This window comes from Amycolatopsis samaneae, from assembly GCF_039541975.1.
In the GTDB taxonomy this organism is placed as follows: domain Bacteria; phylum Actinomycetota; class Actinomycetes; order Mycobacteriales; family Pseudonocardiaceae; genus Amycolatopsis; species Amycolatopsis samaneae.
Map to the genome: position 1 here is coordinate 38,823 of NZ_BAABHG010000005.1, position 14,980 is coordinate 53,802.

Below are 14,980 nucleotides of genomic sequence, written 5' to 3' on the forward strand. Positions count from 1 at the left end.
GAAGGGAGCCGCCGGTGCCGGTACCGCCCGTCCCGCCGCGCGCCTCCGTCGTGATCGTCGGCGGGGGCGTGATCGGCACGAGCATCGCGTTCCACCTCGTGGAGGCCGGGGTCACCGGCGTCGTCCTGCTCGAACGGGCCGAGCTGGGATCCGGTTCGACGTGCCGGGCCGCAGGCGGGGTCCGCGCGCAGTTCTCCGACGAGCTCAACATCCGGCTCGGCGCCCGCAGCCTGGAGGCGTTCACCCGGTTCGCACACCGGCCGGGCCAGGAGATCGACCTGCACCGCGTCGGCTACCTGTTCCTGCTGTCCACATCGGACGATGTCGCGGCGTTCGAGCGGGATGTCGCGCTGCAGAACGCGCTCGGCGTCTCCGGCCGGATGATCGACGTCGGCGAGGCGAAGCGGCTTTCCCCGCTGATCAGCGCGGACGGCCTGCTCGCCGCCGCGTTTTCCCCGGACGACGGGCACTGCACCCCGGAGGCGGTCGTGCTCGGGTACGCCACGGCGGCCCGCCGTCACGGGGCGGTGCTGCTGACCGGGACGCCGGTGCTCGGCTTCGAGACCGAGGGTGACGAGATCAGGACCGTGGTCACCGGCGGGGGAAACATCCGGACCGGCGCGGTGATCTGCGCGGCGGGCGCGTGGTCGGCCGGGATCGGGGCGATGGCGGGCATCGCGCTCCCGGTGACCCCGCTGCGGCGGCAGGTGATGTTCACCGCGCCGATGCCGGACCTGCCCGGGGCGGTCCCGTTCACCATCGACTTCGCGTCCTCGTTCTACTTCCACCGTGAGGGGCGCGGGCTGCTGCTCGGGATGTCCGATCCGGAGCAGGAACCGGGGTTCCAGCTCGGCTACTCCGACGACTGGCTGCCGCGGCTCGGCGCGGCGATGGAGCACCGCGCGCCGGCACTGGCCGAGGTCGGGCTGGTCCCGGGCTGGGCCGGGCTGTACGAGATCACCCCCGACCACAACGCGCTCGTCGGCCGGGCCGCCGACCCGGCGAACTTCCTTTACGCCACCGGGTTTTCCGGGCACGGATTCCTCCAGGCGCCGGCGATCGGCGAGGTGGTGCGCGATCTGTACCTCGGCCGGGAGCCGTTCCTGGACGTCGGGCCGCTGAGCGCGGCGCGGTTCGCCGGGGACGCGCGGCCCCGGCCCGAAGCCCATATCGTCTGAATCCGGAACCCCCGAGGGAAGGAAACCCATGGCCGACACGACCTTGCCGGAGACCGCCGCACTGCGGGACCGGGCGCGCGCCGCGCTGGGCGGGGCCGGCGTGACCCTCCCGGAAGGGGACGGTCTCGCCGCGCGCACGCCGATCACCGGCGAGGTCTTGGTCGAGCTCGCGGCGACCGGCGCCGAGGAGGCCGAAGCCGCCGTCGCGGCGGCGGCCGGGGCGTTCCGGACGTGGCGGCTGACCCCGGCCCCGGCGCGGGGCGAGCTGGTCCGGCGGCTGGGTGAGCTGCTGCGCGAGCACCGGGGCGATCTGGCCGACCTGGTCACGATCGAGGCGGGCAAGATCCGGTCCGAGGCGCTCGGCGAGATCCAGGAGATGATCGACATCTGCGATTTCGCGGTCGGGCTGTCCCGGCAGCTCTACGGCAGGACCATCGCGTCGGAACGGCCCGGTCACCGGCTCGCCGAGACCTGGCATCCGCTCGGTGTCGTCGGCGTGATCTCGGCCTTCAACTTCCCCGCCGCGGTGTGGTCGTGGAACACCGCGATCGCCCTGGTCTGCGGGGACACCGTGGTGTGGAAACCCGCCGAGGCGACCCCGCTGATCTCGCTGGCCGCGAGTGCGCTGCTGGAGCGCGCCGCCGAGGACACCGGCGAGCCCCGGGACGTGCACCGGCTGCTGCTGGGCGGTCGCGACCTCGGCGAGCGGCTCGTCGACGATCCGCGGGTCGCGCTGGTCAGCGCCACCGGGTCGACGCGGATGGGGCGGGAGGTCGGGCCGAGGGTCGCGGCGCGCTTCGGGCGCTCGCTGCTGGAGCTGGGCGGGAACAACGCGACCGTCGTCGCGCCGTCGGCGGATCTCGATCTCGTGACCCACGGCGTGGTCTTCGCCGCCGCGGGTACCGCGGGACAGCGCTGCACGACGCTGCGCAGGCTGATCGCGCACCGCGACATCGCCGGGGACCTGGTGGACCGGCTGACCACGGCGTATCGGAAGCTGCCCATCGGGGACCCGTTCGACGAAACCACCCTCGTCGGGCCGCTCATCTCCGTCGAGGCGTACGAACGGATGCGCGACGCGCTTTCCCGCGCCCGCGCCGAAGGCGGCGAGGTGCTCGCCGGTGGCGGGCGGCGGCTGGCGGACGTCGCGCCGGGTGCCGCCTACGCCGAACCCGCGATCGTGCGGATGCCGGGCCAGACCGGCGTCGTCCGCGAGGAGACCTTCGCGCCGATCCTGTACGTCCTGACCTACGACACGTTCGAAGAGGCGATCTCGCTGCACAACGACGTCCCGCACGGGCTGTCGTCCTCGATCTTCACCCGGGACCAGCAGGAGGCGGAGCGGTTCCTGGCCCCGGACGGCTCCGACTGCGGGATCGCGAACGTCAACATCGGGACCTCGGGCGCGGAGATCGGCGGCGCCTTCGGCGGGGAGAAGGAGACCGGCGGTGGCCGCGAGTCCGGGTCCGACGCCTGGCGCGCCTACATGCGCCGGGCGACCACCACGGTGAACTACTCGGGCGGGCTCACCCTGGCGCAGAACGTCAGCTTCCTCTGAGCACCGCGCGGTAAAGGAACCTTTACTTTTCGTCGCGCGTTGGGGAGGCATGGGTGAGCCGACCACGATCGAACTGGACGGCCGTGACCTGCTCGTCGTGGCCGGGCTGCCCGGTGCCGGCAAGACCACGATGCTGCGGCACGCCGCGGACGGGATACCGGTGCTCGACTCCGACCAGGTCCGCGCGCGGATGCGGGAGGTGCTGCCGGGGGCGGTGGCCTACCGCTGGTACCGGCCGCTGGTGCACGCGGGACACCGGGCGAGGATCGTCGGCAGGGCGGTGGCGGCCGAAGGTCCGGTCGTCGTGCACGAACCGGCCACCAGGGCGTCGACGCGGGCGCTGCTGGCCGCGCTCGGCAGGCTGACCGGCAGGCGGGTCCGGATGCTCTGGCTCGACGCCACCGCCGACGAGGCGCTGGCCGGGCAGCGCAGCCGTGGCCGCCTCATCCGGGAACGGTCCTTCGCGCGGCACGTCCGGCGGGCGGCCAGGACGCGCGCGGCACTGCTGTCCGGCACCGTGCCGAGGGGCTGGCACAGCGCACGGGTCGTCCCCCGTTCGGCCGCGGCCGCCACCCGGCTCGTCGAGCGGAAGCCGTGCGTCCACAGTGGACGTACGAAGTCGCTCAGGACACGGCGGAATCCGGCGTGATGACGCCGTAGTGCGCGGCCAGCGCGGCGTAGGCGGGGCCGCGCCGCCGCGGCGCCCGGTCGAGAAGCCGGCGCAGCGTGCCCGCGCCGAGTGGCTGGTAGCGGACCCAGTCGGGCGCGAGGTGCCGTGCCTCGGCGAGCCAGCCGACCGCCTCCCGGTCCAGGTGCAGCTCGGTGGCGGCCGCGGCGAGGAACAACCGGTGCCCGGCCTCCCAGAACGCGGGCACGTCCCCGGTGGTGCCGGGCACGGCGTCGGCGAGGTGGAGCGCCTCCTCGGGGTCCCCGGAGCGGACCGCGCAGTCGACGCGGTGCAGCGCGGCCACCCGGGGGCCGAAGATCGCCGCCTCCGTCGCGGTGTTCTCCCTGGCACGCAGGGCGGCGGCGTTCGCGGTCATCAGCAGGTCCTCGGCGCGGCGGGACGAGCCCGCGGTGAGCGCCGCGGTCGCCGCGTTGAACAGCAGGTTGCCGAACACGCCCGTCCGCGCCGGATCACGGTCGAGCATGCGGGGCTCGATCCGCGCGGCGGCGGTGGTGGCCACCTGCTCGGCGTCGTCCGCGCGGCCCTGGCGGACCAGCGTCCACGCGAGATACCGCAACGAGATCGCGGTTTCGATGTCGGGCGCGTCGGATTCCCGCGCCGCGGTGACGGCCCTGGCCGCCGCCGCGTAGGCGAGGTCGTCGTAGCCGAGCCTGCCCGCGATCCCCGCGCCCAGCCGGTAGGCGGTCGAAAGCACACGGTGCGCCCCGGCCCGCTCCTCGTCGGCGGTGTCGCGCACGACGCGGCGGGCGTCGGTCAGCACCGCGGGCAGCGCGTGCAGCAACTGCGCGTGCAGCCCGTCGACGTAGGCGCGCCATGCCGCGTGCGCGCTCGCGGTCAGCTCGGGCAGCGGGAGCAGTTCCCTGGTGTCGGCGAAGTCGTCGAGCCCGGGGATGTGGGAATCGGCGTTGATCGAGCGCCGGAGCGAGGTGAGGTCGACGTCGCGGGCGTGCGGCGCGGTGCGGTTGCCCAGCAGCGCGTCCACCGACACGCCCAGCGCGGCGGCGAGCTTGCGCAGGGTGGCCGGTCTGCTCGTCTTGCGGGTGCCCTGTTCGATCCGTGCCACCGTGTCGACGCCGACCGACGCCGCCTCCGCCAGCTGTTCCTGCGACATATCCCTCGCCTTGCGGAAACGGGCGAGGTTTTCCGCCAGCGGAGCGGTGGTCGTCATTTTCTCCTCCGGCCGTACGCGGCGGGGGAGCGGCCTATCGCCGCGCGCGCACCCCGTTGTCACAGATGGCCAAGGTTCGAGTGTGGGCCGCTTCGAGCGCGATGGCCAGCCGTCGGGCGAGTGACGGTTTGAGCCGAGTGGCGGCATCCTCCAGGGAAACCAGCTCCGCGGACACTATTTCCGGATCGGTGATTTCGAGTGCTTTGACCTCGTCGCCGGAAATGGTGCCGCCGTCGAAGATGAAAGCGAGACCTTCCGGAAACCGGTCGTTCGTGGGCAGGTAGTCGATCACCAGCAGATCACCCGGTGTGGTGGTGATGCCCAGTTCCTCGCCGACCTCGCGGGCGGCCGTCCGCCACGGTGGTTCGCCCGCCTCGCACGCGCCGCCGGGAATGTCCCAGTGCGGCTTGTAGGACGGCTCGACCAGCAGCACGCGGTCCGCGTGGTCGTAGTAGAGGACTCCCGCGGACATCCGCTTCCGGTTCAGCGAACGGACGTACTCGTCGAACGGCAGGAGATCCACACCGCCGAGGCTACCGCCGGACGAACCCGATCGGGTGGTCTATGCCTCCGGCGCACAGATCACTTTCCGGCACCGCGTCAATTGATGGTCACAGGCGGTGTTTACGCCCATCACTCTGCGCCAGAGTTGCACCTATGCCGACACGAAGAAAGCCGGGCGGTGAAGCCGTCCGATGAGCGCGCTGATCTATCTCAACCTCGACGCCGTCCACCCGGTCGTCGACGGCCGGTGGCATCGAGCCCGGCTGACCAGCGTCCCCCTGCCCGGCGAGAAGATCACGATGCTCTGCGGGGTCACCGCGGACGCCGAGTTCGAGCGCCCGCGTGAGCACGCCGCGCGCGGGGCGCCCACGCAGTGCTGGGACTGCGATCTCGTCTACCGGCGGGAACATGGCATCGACATCCTTCCGCAGCACCCCGGAATCCGGCGTGAGCGGGCACCGGGGGGAGAGGGAAAGGGCAAGACCCGGTCACGGTGACCGGCGGGTCGGACCGGCGTGGCGCCGGCTCGTGCCATGATCGACCGCGGTCAGTGACGTCCGGCGACGTCAGCGGTCGAGGGCGCGAGTGATGGAGACGTTCGGTATGGCTACCACCCGTGAACCCGGTGTGCGCGGCGGGGCGCAGCCGGAACTCAACAGCGGGATCCTCCCGGGGAACGTGCACGCCGACGACTGGGTGATGTTCGCGCTCTCGGTGGTGTCGGTCGGCCTGCTGGGCTTCATGCTGCTCAGCCCGCCCTCGCGCGACGCGGGCATGGTGGTCTTCTACGTCGACTGCGGCGTGTGCGCGGTGTTCTTCCTGGAGTTCCTGTGGCGCTGGCGCAAGCGCCGCTGGGACGTGCGGTTCCTGGTCCGCAACTGGTACGAGCTGTTCGCGATGATCCCGGTGGCGCACCCGGTGATGGCCTCGCACCACTTCGTCGGCGTCGTGCTGCTGCTGGTCCGCGTCGGCCGGGCGGCCGACCGCGCGGTGGGCGAGCAGTTCACCTACCGGTTCGTGGACAAGCTGTCGGAGCCGATCGTGCAGGCCATCAAGAAGCCCGTCACCATCGCCGTGCTCGACGAGGTGGTCAAGGTGCTGGAAACCGGGAACTACCCGGAGAACCTCGCGAAATCGCTCAGTGAGAACCGGGCCGAGTTGCAGGCCATCATCCGCGAGAAGCTGAGCGAGGACCGGCAGCTGGGCAAGCTGCGGCGGCTTCCCTTCCACGACGAGATCGTGCGCAGCGCGGTGGACGCGTCGTTCCGCGTCGTCCTCGAGGTACTGCTGGACCCGAGGATCGACGACTTCTTCTCGGCGGTCGTACGTGACAACCGGGAGCAGATCCGGCGCGCGGTCGAACTGGGCCTCAACGAGGAGGACTCCGCGGAGAAGGAACGGCTGCTCCGCGTGCGGACGCAGCGCTCGGCGGGGCGGGAGTTCGACGAGCACCACCGCGGGCCGGACGGCGCCTGACGTACCTCTCCGTGTCCACAAAGGACGCGAGGTGGACCTTCGCCGGGCGACCGGCCACTCTGGGTGATCGCCGCGATCGCGTTCTCCCGGTGATGTGTCCCGGGTATCGTCGATCCCGGCGGTCTTCGTGTTCCTCTCCCCGGCCGGGCTCGTGATTTCCGTATTTCCTGCGTGGATGGCCGGACACTGTTCCGGGGTTCCGGCAATTCACGGTACCCGACGGAAAATTCGCCGGGAATTCCGGAATGGACGGGCGTCGGGTAGCGATGAGAATCCCGGGCGCGCGAGCGTAGCGGATTCGCCGCGGCCCGGGTAGTCGCGCACGGATGCCCTGTGGACACCGGAGATCTCCCGGTGCACCGCCCCGGACATGGTCGGTTAATTCCCTCCGTTCGAAGGTGTCCGGGTTTTTCGAACCCTGCAATCCTGTGGCCGCCGGACATGTGAACAGCACCTGAACGAACGTCCGGTGCGTGGCTGCCTCGCTTGTGTCCAATGTCCGTTTAGGGCACTTGATTACGTATGGAGGGAATTGCTGTGCGCAGAATCCTGTTGGCCGCGCTCGGCGCGTGCGCCGTCGTGTTCGCACTCGCCGTGCCGGCGTCCGCGGCCCCGCCGCCGGGCACCGCCCAGCCGTCCATTATCGGTGGCGGCGACGCCACCGAGACGTATTCGTTCATGGTGGCGCTGGACAACGGCTGTGGTGGCAGTCTCGTCGCGCCCCAATGGATCGTGACCGCCCACCACTGTGGAAACGCTTACCAGGGCCGGATCGGCTCCACCCAGCACGACTCCGGTGGTGAGGTCGGGACGATCGACAACGTCACCACGAACCCGGGTACCGACCTGACGCTGATGCACCTGTCGCAGCCGGCCCAGTCGGCTCCGATCCGGATGGCCGACAGCAACCCGGCGCCGGGCACGAGCGCGCGGCTGCTCGGCTGGGGCTGCCTGAGCTGGCCCAGCTGCCAGACCCCGCAGACCCTGCAGGAGATCGACCTGTCCGTGCTCGACAGCGGTGCCTGTGCCGAGGGTGGCGGCGGCGCCGAGGACGTCTGCATCTCCGGCGACTACGCGCATTCGGCCTGCCACGGCGACTCCGGTGGTCCGGCCATCGTCGGTTCCGGTGGCAGCTGGACGCTCGTGGGCGAGACCCACGGGCCGGGCGACAACGGCGGCGAGTGCGCGACCAGCACGCTCTACACCGGCATCGCGCAGTACCGTTCGTGGATCGACGGGCAGATCGGGCGCCTGGACGGAGGCACGCGATGAACCGCCGTCTCGCCTACGCGGCCACCGGGATCGCGGCCGTACTGCTCCCGCTGACCGGCGTCCAGGTCGCCACCGCCGCCGAAGCGTCGCCGCTGGTGGTCGACCTGTACTACGACGCCTCGGACGCGCCCGACTACCAGGCCGAGGCCACCCAGGCGGCGGCCAACTGGAACGGCGCGGTGCACAACGTGCACCTCGACGCGGGCGGCGCCGCCACGATCCTGATCCACGAGGTGACCGGCGGTGGTTCGTACACGCAGACCGACGGGCACGGCAGGGGCGACATCTACATCGACACCCAGCAGGTGGCCGAGGGCAACGATCCCACCCGGATCCTGGCCCACGAGATCGGGCACAACCTCGGTCTTCCCGATCACTACACCGGCCCCTGCTCCGAGCTGATGTCGGGACACGGGCCCGGGATCTCCTGCAAGAACGCGATACCCGACGCGCGTGAGCGCGCGCAGGTCGACGAGAACTTCGCCAACGGGTTCGCGTCGGTGAACGACGGCGTGCGCGTGTACCGCTGAGCACCACCGCGTGACGGCGGCGCCGTCCGTGACCGGATCCCCGGCGCGGACGGCGTCGTCCGCGCTTTTCCCGTGTCCGCAACGGTTTCGAAGGACGGGTCCATAAAGGACGGACGAGGTTTTCGAAGGGCGACACTCCTTCCGGAAGCGGTGCGCCCCGGGGGCCCGCGCCGCCGCCGACGACGCGGACGGCCCGCCGCCGGGCCGTCCCGGCGGAGCGGGACGCGGTGCTTCCCGGGGAGGATCTTGCCCGGCGCCCTCGTGTTCGGGACCGCCATGTGGTATCCCGGGAGTCGTCGACGATGACGGGCTGAACCGGGGGCCGCGATGGCTGGGGCACGGGTACCGACCGAGCCGGAACGGGACGAGATCGCCAGGAAGGCCGCCTACGCGCGCGCCGAACTCGGGATCCGGCGCCGGACCCGGCCCCGGCGTGTCGTGCGCGCGATCGCCAGGCGGATCACCCGGCGGCGCCTCGCCGACCTCACTCCGGAGGAGGCCGTCGCCGAGGCCACCGAACTCGGATTCCTGCTCGGCGAGCAGTGGCGGCTCCAGTTCGGGTGGCGGTGGCGGTACGTCACCGACGGCGTGTGGGAGGGCTACGCCGTCACCACGCCGGACGAGCAGCTCGTCTATCCGTGTGTCAGCAGGGTGCTGACGATGCTCGCCGACCCGCGCGCGGAGGTGAACGTCGTGACGGTGTTCAAGATGGTGGCCGCGGGGAACATGCCGCCGGCCCGCCCGTCCGGCTACCAGTGGCTGAGCTGACCCGGGGTCGTCATCCCGATCGCCGGGGCCACCCCGGACGCGGCGGCGCCCCGGCGGGGCGTCAGGCGTACTGGGCCACGCCGCCGCCGAAGGACCAGTCGATCGACGCGTTCTCGGTGAGGGTGACGACCACGTTGCGCGGCTCGGTCCCGGCGTAGTGGTGGGCGAGTTCGGCGATTCGCCGGTACAGCGCCTGCTTCTGCTCCGGGGTCCGCCCGGCCCGCATCGTGATCGCGACGTACACGATGCCCTCGTCGTGGGCCTGGCCGAGGTAGTCGTCGTACCGCAGCGTGCCGCGGACGCCGTCGTGGCCGGTGAGGACCTGGAACCGGTCGTCGGCGGGGATGCCGATGGTCTCCATCAGTGCTTCGTGCACGGCGCGGCCGAGCGCGTCGAGCCGGGCGGCGTCCGCGTGGAGCGCGTCGATCCGGACGAAGGGCATGGCTGTTCTCCTTGGGGTGAAGGGGAAAAGGGTCAGCGGGTGAGCAGGCCGAGCGCACCGTCGACGGCGCGCTCGTACACCGCGGCGGAACCGGCGGCGCGGGCCAGCACGTAACCGCCCTGGAGCACGGCGACGAGCGCGGTGGCGGTGGCGACCGGGTCGAGCCCGGCGTCGAATTCGCCGTTCTCCCGGCCCTCCGCCAGCAGCCCGGCCAGCCGGTCGGTGAGCCAGGCGAAGGTCTGCTCGACCGGGCGGCGCAGTCCGGGGTCGGCCATGACGTCGGGGTCCTGGGTGAGCCGCCCGACCGGACAGCCCTTCAGCGCGTCCCGTTCCCGCCGCAGGTACGCGCCGATCCGGGCGGTCACCGGGCCGGTGCCACCGAGTTCGGCCTCCGCCCTGGCCCGCAGATCCGCCGCGCTGCGGTCGATCGCGGCCAGTGCCAGCTCGGGTTTGCCCTGGAAGTGGTGGTACATGCTGCCCTGCCCGGCGCCGGACCGCTCCTGGATCGCCTTCGGGCTGGTGCCCACGTATCCGCGTTCCCACAGCAGTTCACGGGTGCTCTCGATGAGCCGTTCCCTCGTGTCCATGCGAGCAGTATACATACTAGTAGGTACAGCCCAGAAGGGGCGGGTCCGAGGGACGCCCTGGATGCGTTGGATGCGCCAAGGGCGTCCCTCGGTGCATCGAGCGCACCGAAGGCGTCCCTCGGCACCGCCGCCCGCCAACGAAGCGCCGTGAAGGCCCCCTTCACGGCGCTCAAGGCAGGGAAGGGGGCTTTCGCGGACCCGTCGAACGGCCTTGGCCTGGTGGTATCCACCGAGGTTGTCGGGGCACCCGATCTTTGTGTTTCCCCGCGGTCCGTGCGGCTGCTTAGCGTGGTGACAGGCCCGGAAAGCGTTCGGGTGAAGGCGAAAAGAGGAGTGCATCGATGACCGGACACACGCTGCGGGACAAGGTCGCGGTGATCGCCGGGGGCGCGAAGAACCTGGGCGGGCTGATCAGCACCACGTTCGCGGACGCCGGCGCGAAGATCGTGATCCACTACCACGGTGACGGGTCCCAGGCGGACGCCGAGAAGACCGCGGACGCGGTGCGCGCGGCGGGTTCGCGCGCGGTCACCGTGCAGGCGGACCTGACCAGGGTCGGCGAGGTGCGGCGGCTGTTCGACGTCGCGGTCGACGAGTTCGGCGGCGCCGACGTCGCGGTGAACACCACCGGGATGGTGCTGCGCAAGCCGATCCTGGAGACCACCGAGGCCGAGTACGACACGATGCTGGCGGTCAACGCCAAGGCGGCGTACTTCTTCCTCCAGGAGGCCGGTCGCAGGCTCAACGACCACGGGAAGATCGTCAGCCTGGTCACCTCGCTGCTCGCCGCCTACACCGACGGCTACTCCACCTACGCCGGGGGCAAGGCGCCGCTGGAACACTTCACCCGCGCGGCCTCCAAGGAGTTCGCCGCCCGCGGGATCTCGGTCACCAACGTCGCGCCCGGTCCGATGGACACCCCGTTCTTCTATCCGCAGGAGACCCCCGAACGGGTGGAGTTCCACAAGTCCCAGGCGCTGGGCGACCAGCTGACGAAGATCGAGGACATCGTGCCGCTGGTCCGGTTCCTGGCGACCGACGGATGGTGGATCACCGGGCAGACCATCTTCGCCAACGGCGGCTACACCACCCGCTGACCACGCCGGGCGACGCCGGATGGGTGATGATCGACGGGGCCGCCGGGCACACGAGAAGGAGCAGAAGATGGCGCAGCAACCGACCGACCCGGTCGTCCGGGACTTCGTGGCCGCGATCAACGCCGGGGACCGGGCCGCGTTCGACGCCCTGCTGGCGGGCGACGCGACCATGTCCGACGACGGCACGGACCGGGATCTCGCGGCGTGGGTGGACAAGGAGATCTTCTCGGCGGACGGGCGGATGGCCGTCGAGTCCGAAGAGGACGGTGGACGGGAACTGGTCGCGACGTTCACGAACTCGACGTGGGGGGCGATGCGTACCCGCTGGCGGTTCACCGTGCGGGACGGCCGGATCACCCGGTTCGACACCGGGCAGGCCTGAAACCGGTGTCCGCGACGTCCCGGCTGGCCGCCGTGGGAGGGGGACGGTGGGAGTGGACCTGCGCAAGCTGGACCAGCTGATCGCCGTCGCGGAGGAGGGCAGCTTCACCCGCGCCGCCGCGCGCCTGCACCTGTCCCAGCAGGCGCTCAGCACGTCGATCCGCACGCTGGAACGCGAGGTGGGCGTGCCGTTGCTGGCTCGGGACGCCACCGGCGTCACCGCGCTGCCCGCCGGGCTCGCGCTGATCGAGGACGCGAAGGTGCTGCACGGCCTCGCGCGTTCCGCGCTCCTGCGGGCCCGGCGGATCGGCCGCGGCGAGGCCGAAACGCTGCGGATCGGGCACACCCCCGCGGTGACCGGTGAGGAGGTCACCGCCCTGCTGCGGGCGGTGCACGCCGACGTGGCGGACCTACGCACCGAGGCGTATCCGCGGTACCCGGACGTGCTCGTCGAGGAACTCGTCCGCGGTGACCTGGAACTGGGGCTGTGCCGGGGAATCCGCCCGCCGCACGGGCTCACCCGCACCACACTGGACCGGCACCGGCTGGCGATCGCCGTCGCCGCCGATCACCCGCTCGCCACCCGTGCCCACCTGGAACCGGCCGACCTCGCCGCCGAGCGGATCGTCGTATGGGGCACACCGGGCCGGTCCGGCTACACGGACCTGCTGCTCGATCTCTGCCGCCGCGCCGGATTCGAGCCCCGCGCCGTCCGGAACCCGATCCAGGGTACCCCGCCGGTCACCGCCGTGCTCGGTACCCGTGACGTCGCCTTCGTGACGGCCGAGCCGGGGACCGCCGCGGACGGCCGGGTGCGCGTGCTCGAACTGCGGCCTCCCGCGTACGCGCCGCTGCACGCACTGTGGAATCCGCACACCAGCAGCGAGATCCGCGACGAATTCCTCGTTGTCAATGGGGACTGAACCACGGTCCCGGCCGTACCGGTCCGGTGATGGCGCTCGATCCGGTCGCGCGGGAGAATGCACGCCGATGCCGTCCCGGCGGAAGGTGAGCGATCGTGAGTTCCCGCGACCAGACCGAAACGGAAACACAGCGATGGGGCCGTGGCACACGAATGCCGCGCGCGGAACGGCGCGCTCAGATCCTGGCCGCCGCGCGGCGGGTGTTCCTGGCTAGTGGCTACCACGCTGCGGCGATGGGCGACGTCGCCGATGAGGCCGGTGTCGGCAAGCCGGTCCTGTACCAGCACTTCCCGGGGAAGCTTGAGCTGTACACGGCCCTGCTGGAGGTACTCGGTGACCACCTGGTCCAGGCTGTCGTGGCGGCGCTGGAGGACGTGACGAGCGGCGCGGAGGATCGGGTGCGCGCGGCGGTGCGCGCCTACCTCGATTTCGTCACCGGGAACGACACGGCAGGGCAGCTTCTCCTCGATTCCGGGCTGCGCGGGGACACCGCGGTACAGGAGATACTCGGCCGGGTCGAGCGCGAAGTCGCCGACCTTGTCGTCGACGCGGTGGCCACCGTCGAGTCGCTCGGCGAGGAGGAACGTGTCCTCTTCGGCGGGATGCTGACCGGCGGCATCGAGGCGGCCGTCCGGTTGTGGCGTGACGGCGATTCGCCCTCGTTCGATCGGCGGGAGATCGAACGGTTCCTCGCGCGGGTCGCGAGTCGCGCGGTGACCGGGTCCCCGGCGCCGGTGTCGCAGCGGGCCGCGGTGCTGGAGCTGGACCGCCGCTACGCGGCGGCCAGGGCTGCGGGGCCGCACCTGGTCCAACAGCCGATGCCGGTCGAACCCGCCGCCGTTCGCCCAGTGCCGGTGTCGATCTACCTGGAGCCCGGGACGAACGCGGGCGAGGTGCACCGGGCGACGCTGGCGGTGCTGGACGTGTTCGGGATCGAGGTCACCGACGAGCGGCCGCCGGTCATCGGGTCGTGGTTCAAGGTGATGCTGGGACGCACCAAGAAGGCGCTGACCTCGGCCGAGATGGCGGATGTCATGACCCGGCTGGAGCGTGCGATCGAGATGCCGGTCCTGCACAAGCCACAGGCGGAGATCGACGCCGCGCGGGCCGACGCGGTAGCGAAGCTGATCACCGCGCTCGGCTCGGAGCGGAACGCCTGTATCCAGGCCGGTTCGGTGTTCCTGCTGAAGGTCGACGGCGCCATCGTCTCCCGGAACCTCTCCCAGCGCGATCTCGCATTCCTGGAAAGGAATTCCCGGCTGCTCGGGTCGCCGAGGGAGGTGCTCGCCGCGCTGGACGAACTGGCGGCCGAGGTCCGGAGGGCGGATCAGGTCGTCGTCGAGGACGGCGCGGCGCGGGTCACGGTGCGACGGCCCGATGATCGCGGCTGTGTCGGCATCGCGGTCACCGTGGACGGCGGGCCGACTAGCAGCTACGAGGTGAGCTTCGGGCAGCGGAACGGCCGGGTCCCGTTGTCGGCCGGTGTCGTCCACGTCCAGGCGAGCAGTGACGGGAAGGCCGTGCTGCGCGAACGTGAGCTGACCATCACGGTCAAGCGGCTCACCGATTCGGCCGGGGAGATCGAGCTTGTGCTGGCGTCCCGGGACGGCCGGGCGACCAGTTACGCGCTCGACTTCGCCTGAAGGTTCGACGGTCAGCGCAGCAGCTGGCCCAGCCGTCGCGCGGCGTCGACCACGGCGTGGCCGAGCCGGTCCTCGTCCGGGGCCTCGAACAGGGACAGGCCGATGCTGACGCCCCCGGCCGGGTCGCGGTCCGGGACCGTCGCGGAGACACCGATCACCGAGGGCGCGATTTCGCCGTAGGACACGGCGAATCCCCGGCCGCGCGCCCGGGTGATCTCGGCCCGCTCGTCCGGTGCCGCCGGGGCGGCGGCGAGCATCGCCAGCCCGGCCGAGCCGCGGTCGATGGGGTCCACCTGTCCCGGGCGGAAACTGACGTGCATCCGCGCCTGGCGCGGTTCGACGATCATCAGCATCCGCACCTGCCGCTCGTTCTCCCGGACCACCAGGTGCGCGGTGGCCTGGGTGAGTTCGGTCAATTCCTCCAGGATCGGCCGGGCCAGGGTGCGCAGGTCCTGCTCGACCGGCTCGGCAAGGCGCACCAGCCCGTTGCCGAGCGAGATGCGCTTGAACCGGTCGCGGCGGCAGAGCCGGTGCGCTTCGAGCGTGCGCACCAGCCGGTGGGCGACGGTGCGGTGGACGCCGATCTCCTCGGCGATCTCGGTGAGGGTCAGTCCCCGTGGGTGCGTCACGAGCAGTTCGAGGATCTCCAGTCCGTTGTGGAGGGTTTTCGACATGCCCGAGTCGAGCTGGACGGGGTTTTCGGACATGGGACTCCTCTTGACGGGGCCGCGGAGCCCGACCTAGTGTTTCCGCAGTTCGCACGAT

General features: G+C 71.5%; 17 protein-coding genes. 12 read left to right on the forward strand and 5 right to left on the reverse strand.

Annotated features, from left to right (window positions below; translation table 11 throughout):
* The first annotated feature begins 14 nt into the window (after nt 1-14).
* From ABD987_RS13750 to ABD987_RS13760, 3 genes are read left to right on the forward strand one after another with little or no spacing between them, the layout of a single operon-like run.
* Nucleotides 15-1,178 carry an NAD(P)/FAD-dependent oxidoreductase gene (locus ABD987_RS13750; RefSeq protein ID WP_345391744.1) on the forward strand — a complete coding sequence of 388 codons (1,164 nt, stop codon included), beginning with the start codon at nt 15-17 and terminating at the stop codon, nt 1,176-1,178.
* 28 nt (nt 1,179-1,206) lie between these two features.
* Entirely contained in the window at nt 1,207-2,736 is a 1,530-nt protein-coding gene (gene amaB / locus ABD987_RS13755; RefSeq protein ID WP_345391747.1) for an L-piperidine-6-carboxylate dehydrogenase, read from the forward strand.
* 49 nt (nt 2,737-2,785) lie between these two features.
* Nucleotides 2,786-3,385, forward strand: a complete 600-nt coding sequence (locus ABD987_RS13760) for an AAA family ATPase (RefSeq protein ID WP_345391750.1) — start codon at nt 2,786-2,788, stop codon at nt 3,383-3,385.
* On the opposite strand, the gene ABD987_RS13765 is transcribed toward ABD987_RS13760, so the two are convergent.
* Entirely contained in the window at nt 3,360-4,592 is a 1,233-nt protein-coding gene (locus tag ABD987_RS13765; protein ID WP_345391753.1) for a helix-turn-helix domain-containing protein, read from the reverse strand. The two genes, ABD987_RS13760 and ABD987_RS13765, sit on opposite strands and share 26 nt — an antisense overlap.
* 34 nt (nt 4,593-4,626) lie before the next feature.
* Nucleotides 4,627-5,115 carry an NUDIX domain-containing protein gene (locus ABD987_RS13770; protein ID WP_345391756.1) on the reverse strand — a complete coding sequence of 163 codons (489 nt, stop codon included), beginning with the start codon at nt 5,113-5,115 and terminating at the stop codon, nt 4,627-4,629.
* A gap of 172 nt (nt 5,116-5,287) precedes the next feature.
* Between ABD987_RS13770 and ABD987_RS13775 the strand changes: the two genes are divergently transcribed.
* The 5 genes from ABD987_RS13775 to ABD987_RS13795 all read left to right on the forward strand — a co-directional run bounded on the left by ABD987_RS13775 (nt 5,288) and on the right by ABD987_RS13795 (nt 9,142).
* Nucleotides 5,288-5,593 (forward strand): HC3 family zinc finger protein, encoded by a 306-nt coding sequence (locus ABD987_RS13775; RefSeq protein WP_345391759.1) that lies wholly within the window; start codon nt 5,288-5,290, stop codon nt 5,591-5,593.
* A gap of 106 nt (nt 5,594-5,699) precedes the next feature.
* Entirely contained in the window at nt 5,700-6,572 is an 873-nt protein-coding gene (locus ABD987_RS13780; protein ID WP_345391762.1) for an ion transporter, read from the forward strand.
* Nucleotides 6,573-7,109: 537 nt separating this feature from the next.
* Nucleotides 7,110-7,844 carry a S1 family peptidase gene (locus ABD987_RS13785; protein ID WP_345391766.1) on the forward strand — a complete coding sequence of 245 codons (735 nt, stop codon included), beginning with the start codon at nt 7,110-7,112 and terminating at the stop codon, nt 7,842-7,844.
* Nucleotides 7,841-8,374, forward strand: coding sequence for a snapalysin family zinc-dependent metalloprotease (locus ABD987_RS13790; RefSeq protein WP_345391769.1), 534 nt, complete (start codon nt 7,841-7,843; stop codon nt 8,372-8,374). Before ABD987_RS13785 ends, ABD987_RS13790 begins: the two co-directional genes overlap by 4 nt.
* A gap of 327 nt (nt 8,375-8,701) precedes the next feature.
* On the forward strand, nt 8,702-9,142 hold the full coding sequence (locus tag ABD987_RS13795) for a hypothetical protein (protein ID WP_345391772.1): 441 nt from the start codon (nt 8,702-8,704) through the stop codon (nt 9,140-9,142).
* Nucleotides 9,143-9,203: 61 nt separating this feature from the next.
* Here the strand turns inward: ABD987_RS13795 and ABD987_RS13800 are convergent, their stop codons facing one another.
* A complete protein-coding gene (locus ABD987_RS13800) occupies nt 9,204-9,584 on the reverse strand; it encodes a tautomerase family protein (RefSeq protein WP_345391775.1) in 381 nt (126 codons plus the stop codon).
* 32 nt (nt 9,585-9,616) lie between these two features.
* Complete coding sequence (locus ABD987_RS13805; RefSeq protein WP_345391778.1) at nt 9,617-10,171, reverse strand: TetR/AcrR family transcriptional regulator; 555 nt, start codon at nt 10,169-10,171, stop codon at nt 9,617-9,619.
* Nucleotides 10,172-10,512: 341 nt separating this feature from the next.
* On the opposite strand from ABD987_RS13805, the gene ABD987_RS13810 reads away from it, so the two are divergent.
* From ABD987_RS13810 to ABD987_RS13825, 4 genes are all read left to right on the forward strand, one after another.
* A complete protein-coding gene (locus ABD987_RS13810; protein WP_345391781.1) occupies nt 10,513-11,268 on the forward strand; it encodes an SDR family oxidoreductase in 756 nt (251 codons plus the stop codon).
* A 67-nt stretch (nt 11,269-11,335) separates the two neighbouring features.
* A complete protein-coding gene (locus ABD987_RS13815) occupies nt 11,336-11,650 on the forward strand; it encodes a nuclear transport factor 2-like protein (RefSeq protein ID WP_345391784.1) in 315 nt (104 codons plus the stop codon).
* A 46-nt stretch (nt 11,651-11,696) separates the two neighbouring features.
* Nucleotides 11,697-12,572 carry a LysR family transcriptional regulator gene (locus ABD987_RS13820; protein ID WP_345391787.1) on the forward strand — a complete coding sequence of 292 codons (876 nt, stop codon included), beginning with the start codon at nt 11,697-11,699 and terminating at the stop codon, nt 12,570-12,572.
* Between the two features lie 95 nt (nt 12,573-12,667).
* A complete protein-coding gene (locus ABD987_RS13825; RefSeq protein ID WP_345391790.1) occupies nt 12,668-14,215 on the forward strand; it encodes a TetR/AcrR family transcriptional regulator in 1,548 nt (515 codons plus the stop codon).
* Between the two features lie 11 nt (nt 14,216-14,226).
* Here the strand turns inward: ABD987_RS13825 and ABD987_RS13830 are convergent, their stop codons facing one another.
* Nucleotides 14,227-14,922, reverse strand: a complete 696-nt coding sequence (locus tag ABD987_RS13830) for an IclR family transcriptional regulator (RefSeq protein WP_345391793.1) — start codon at nt 14,920-14,922, stop codon at nt 14,227-14,229.
* Nucleotides 14,923-14,980: the final 58 nt, after the last annotated feature.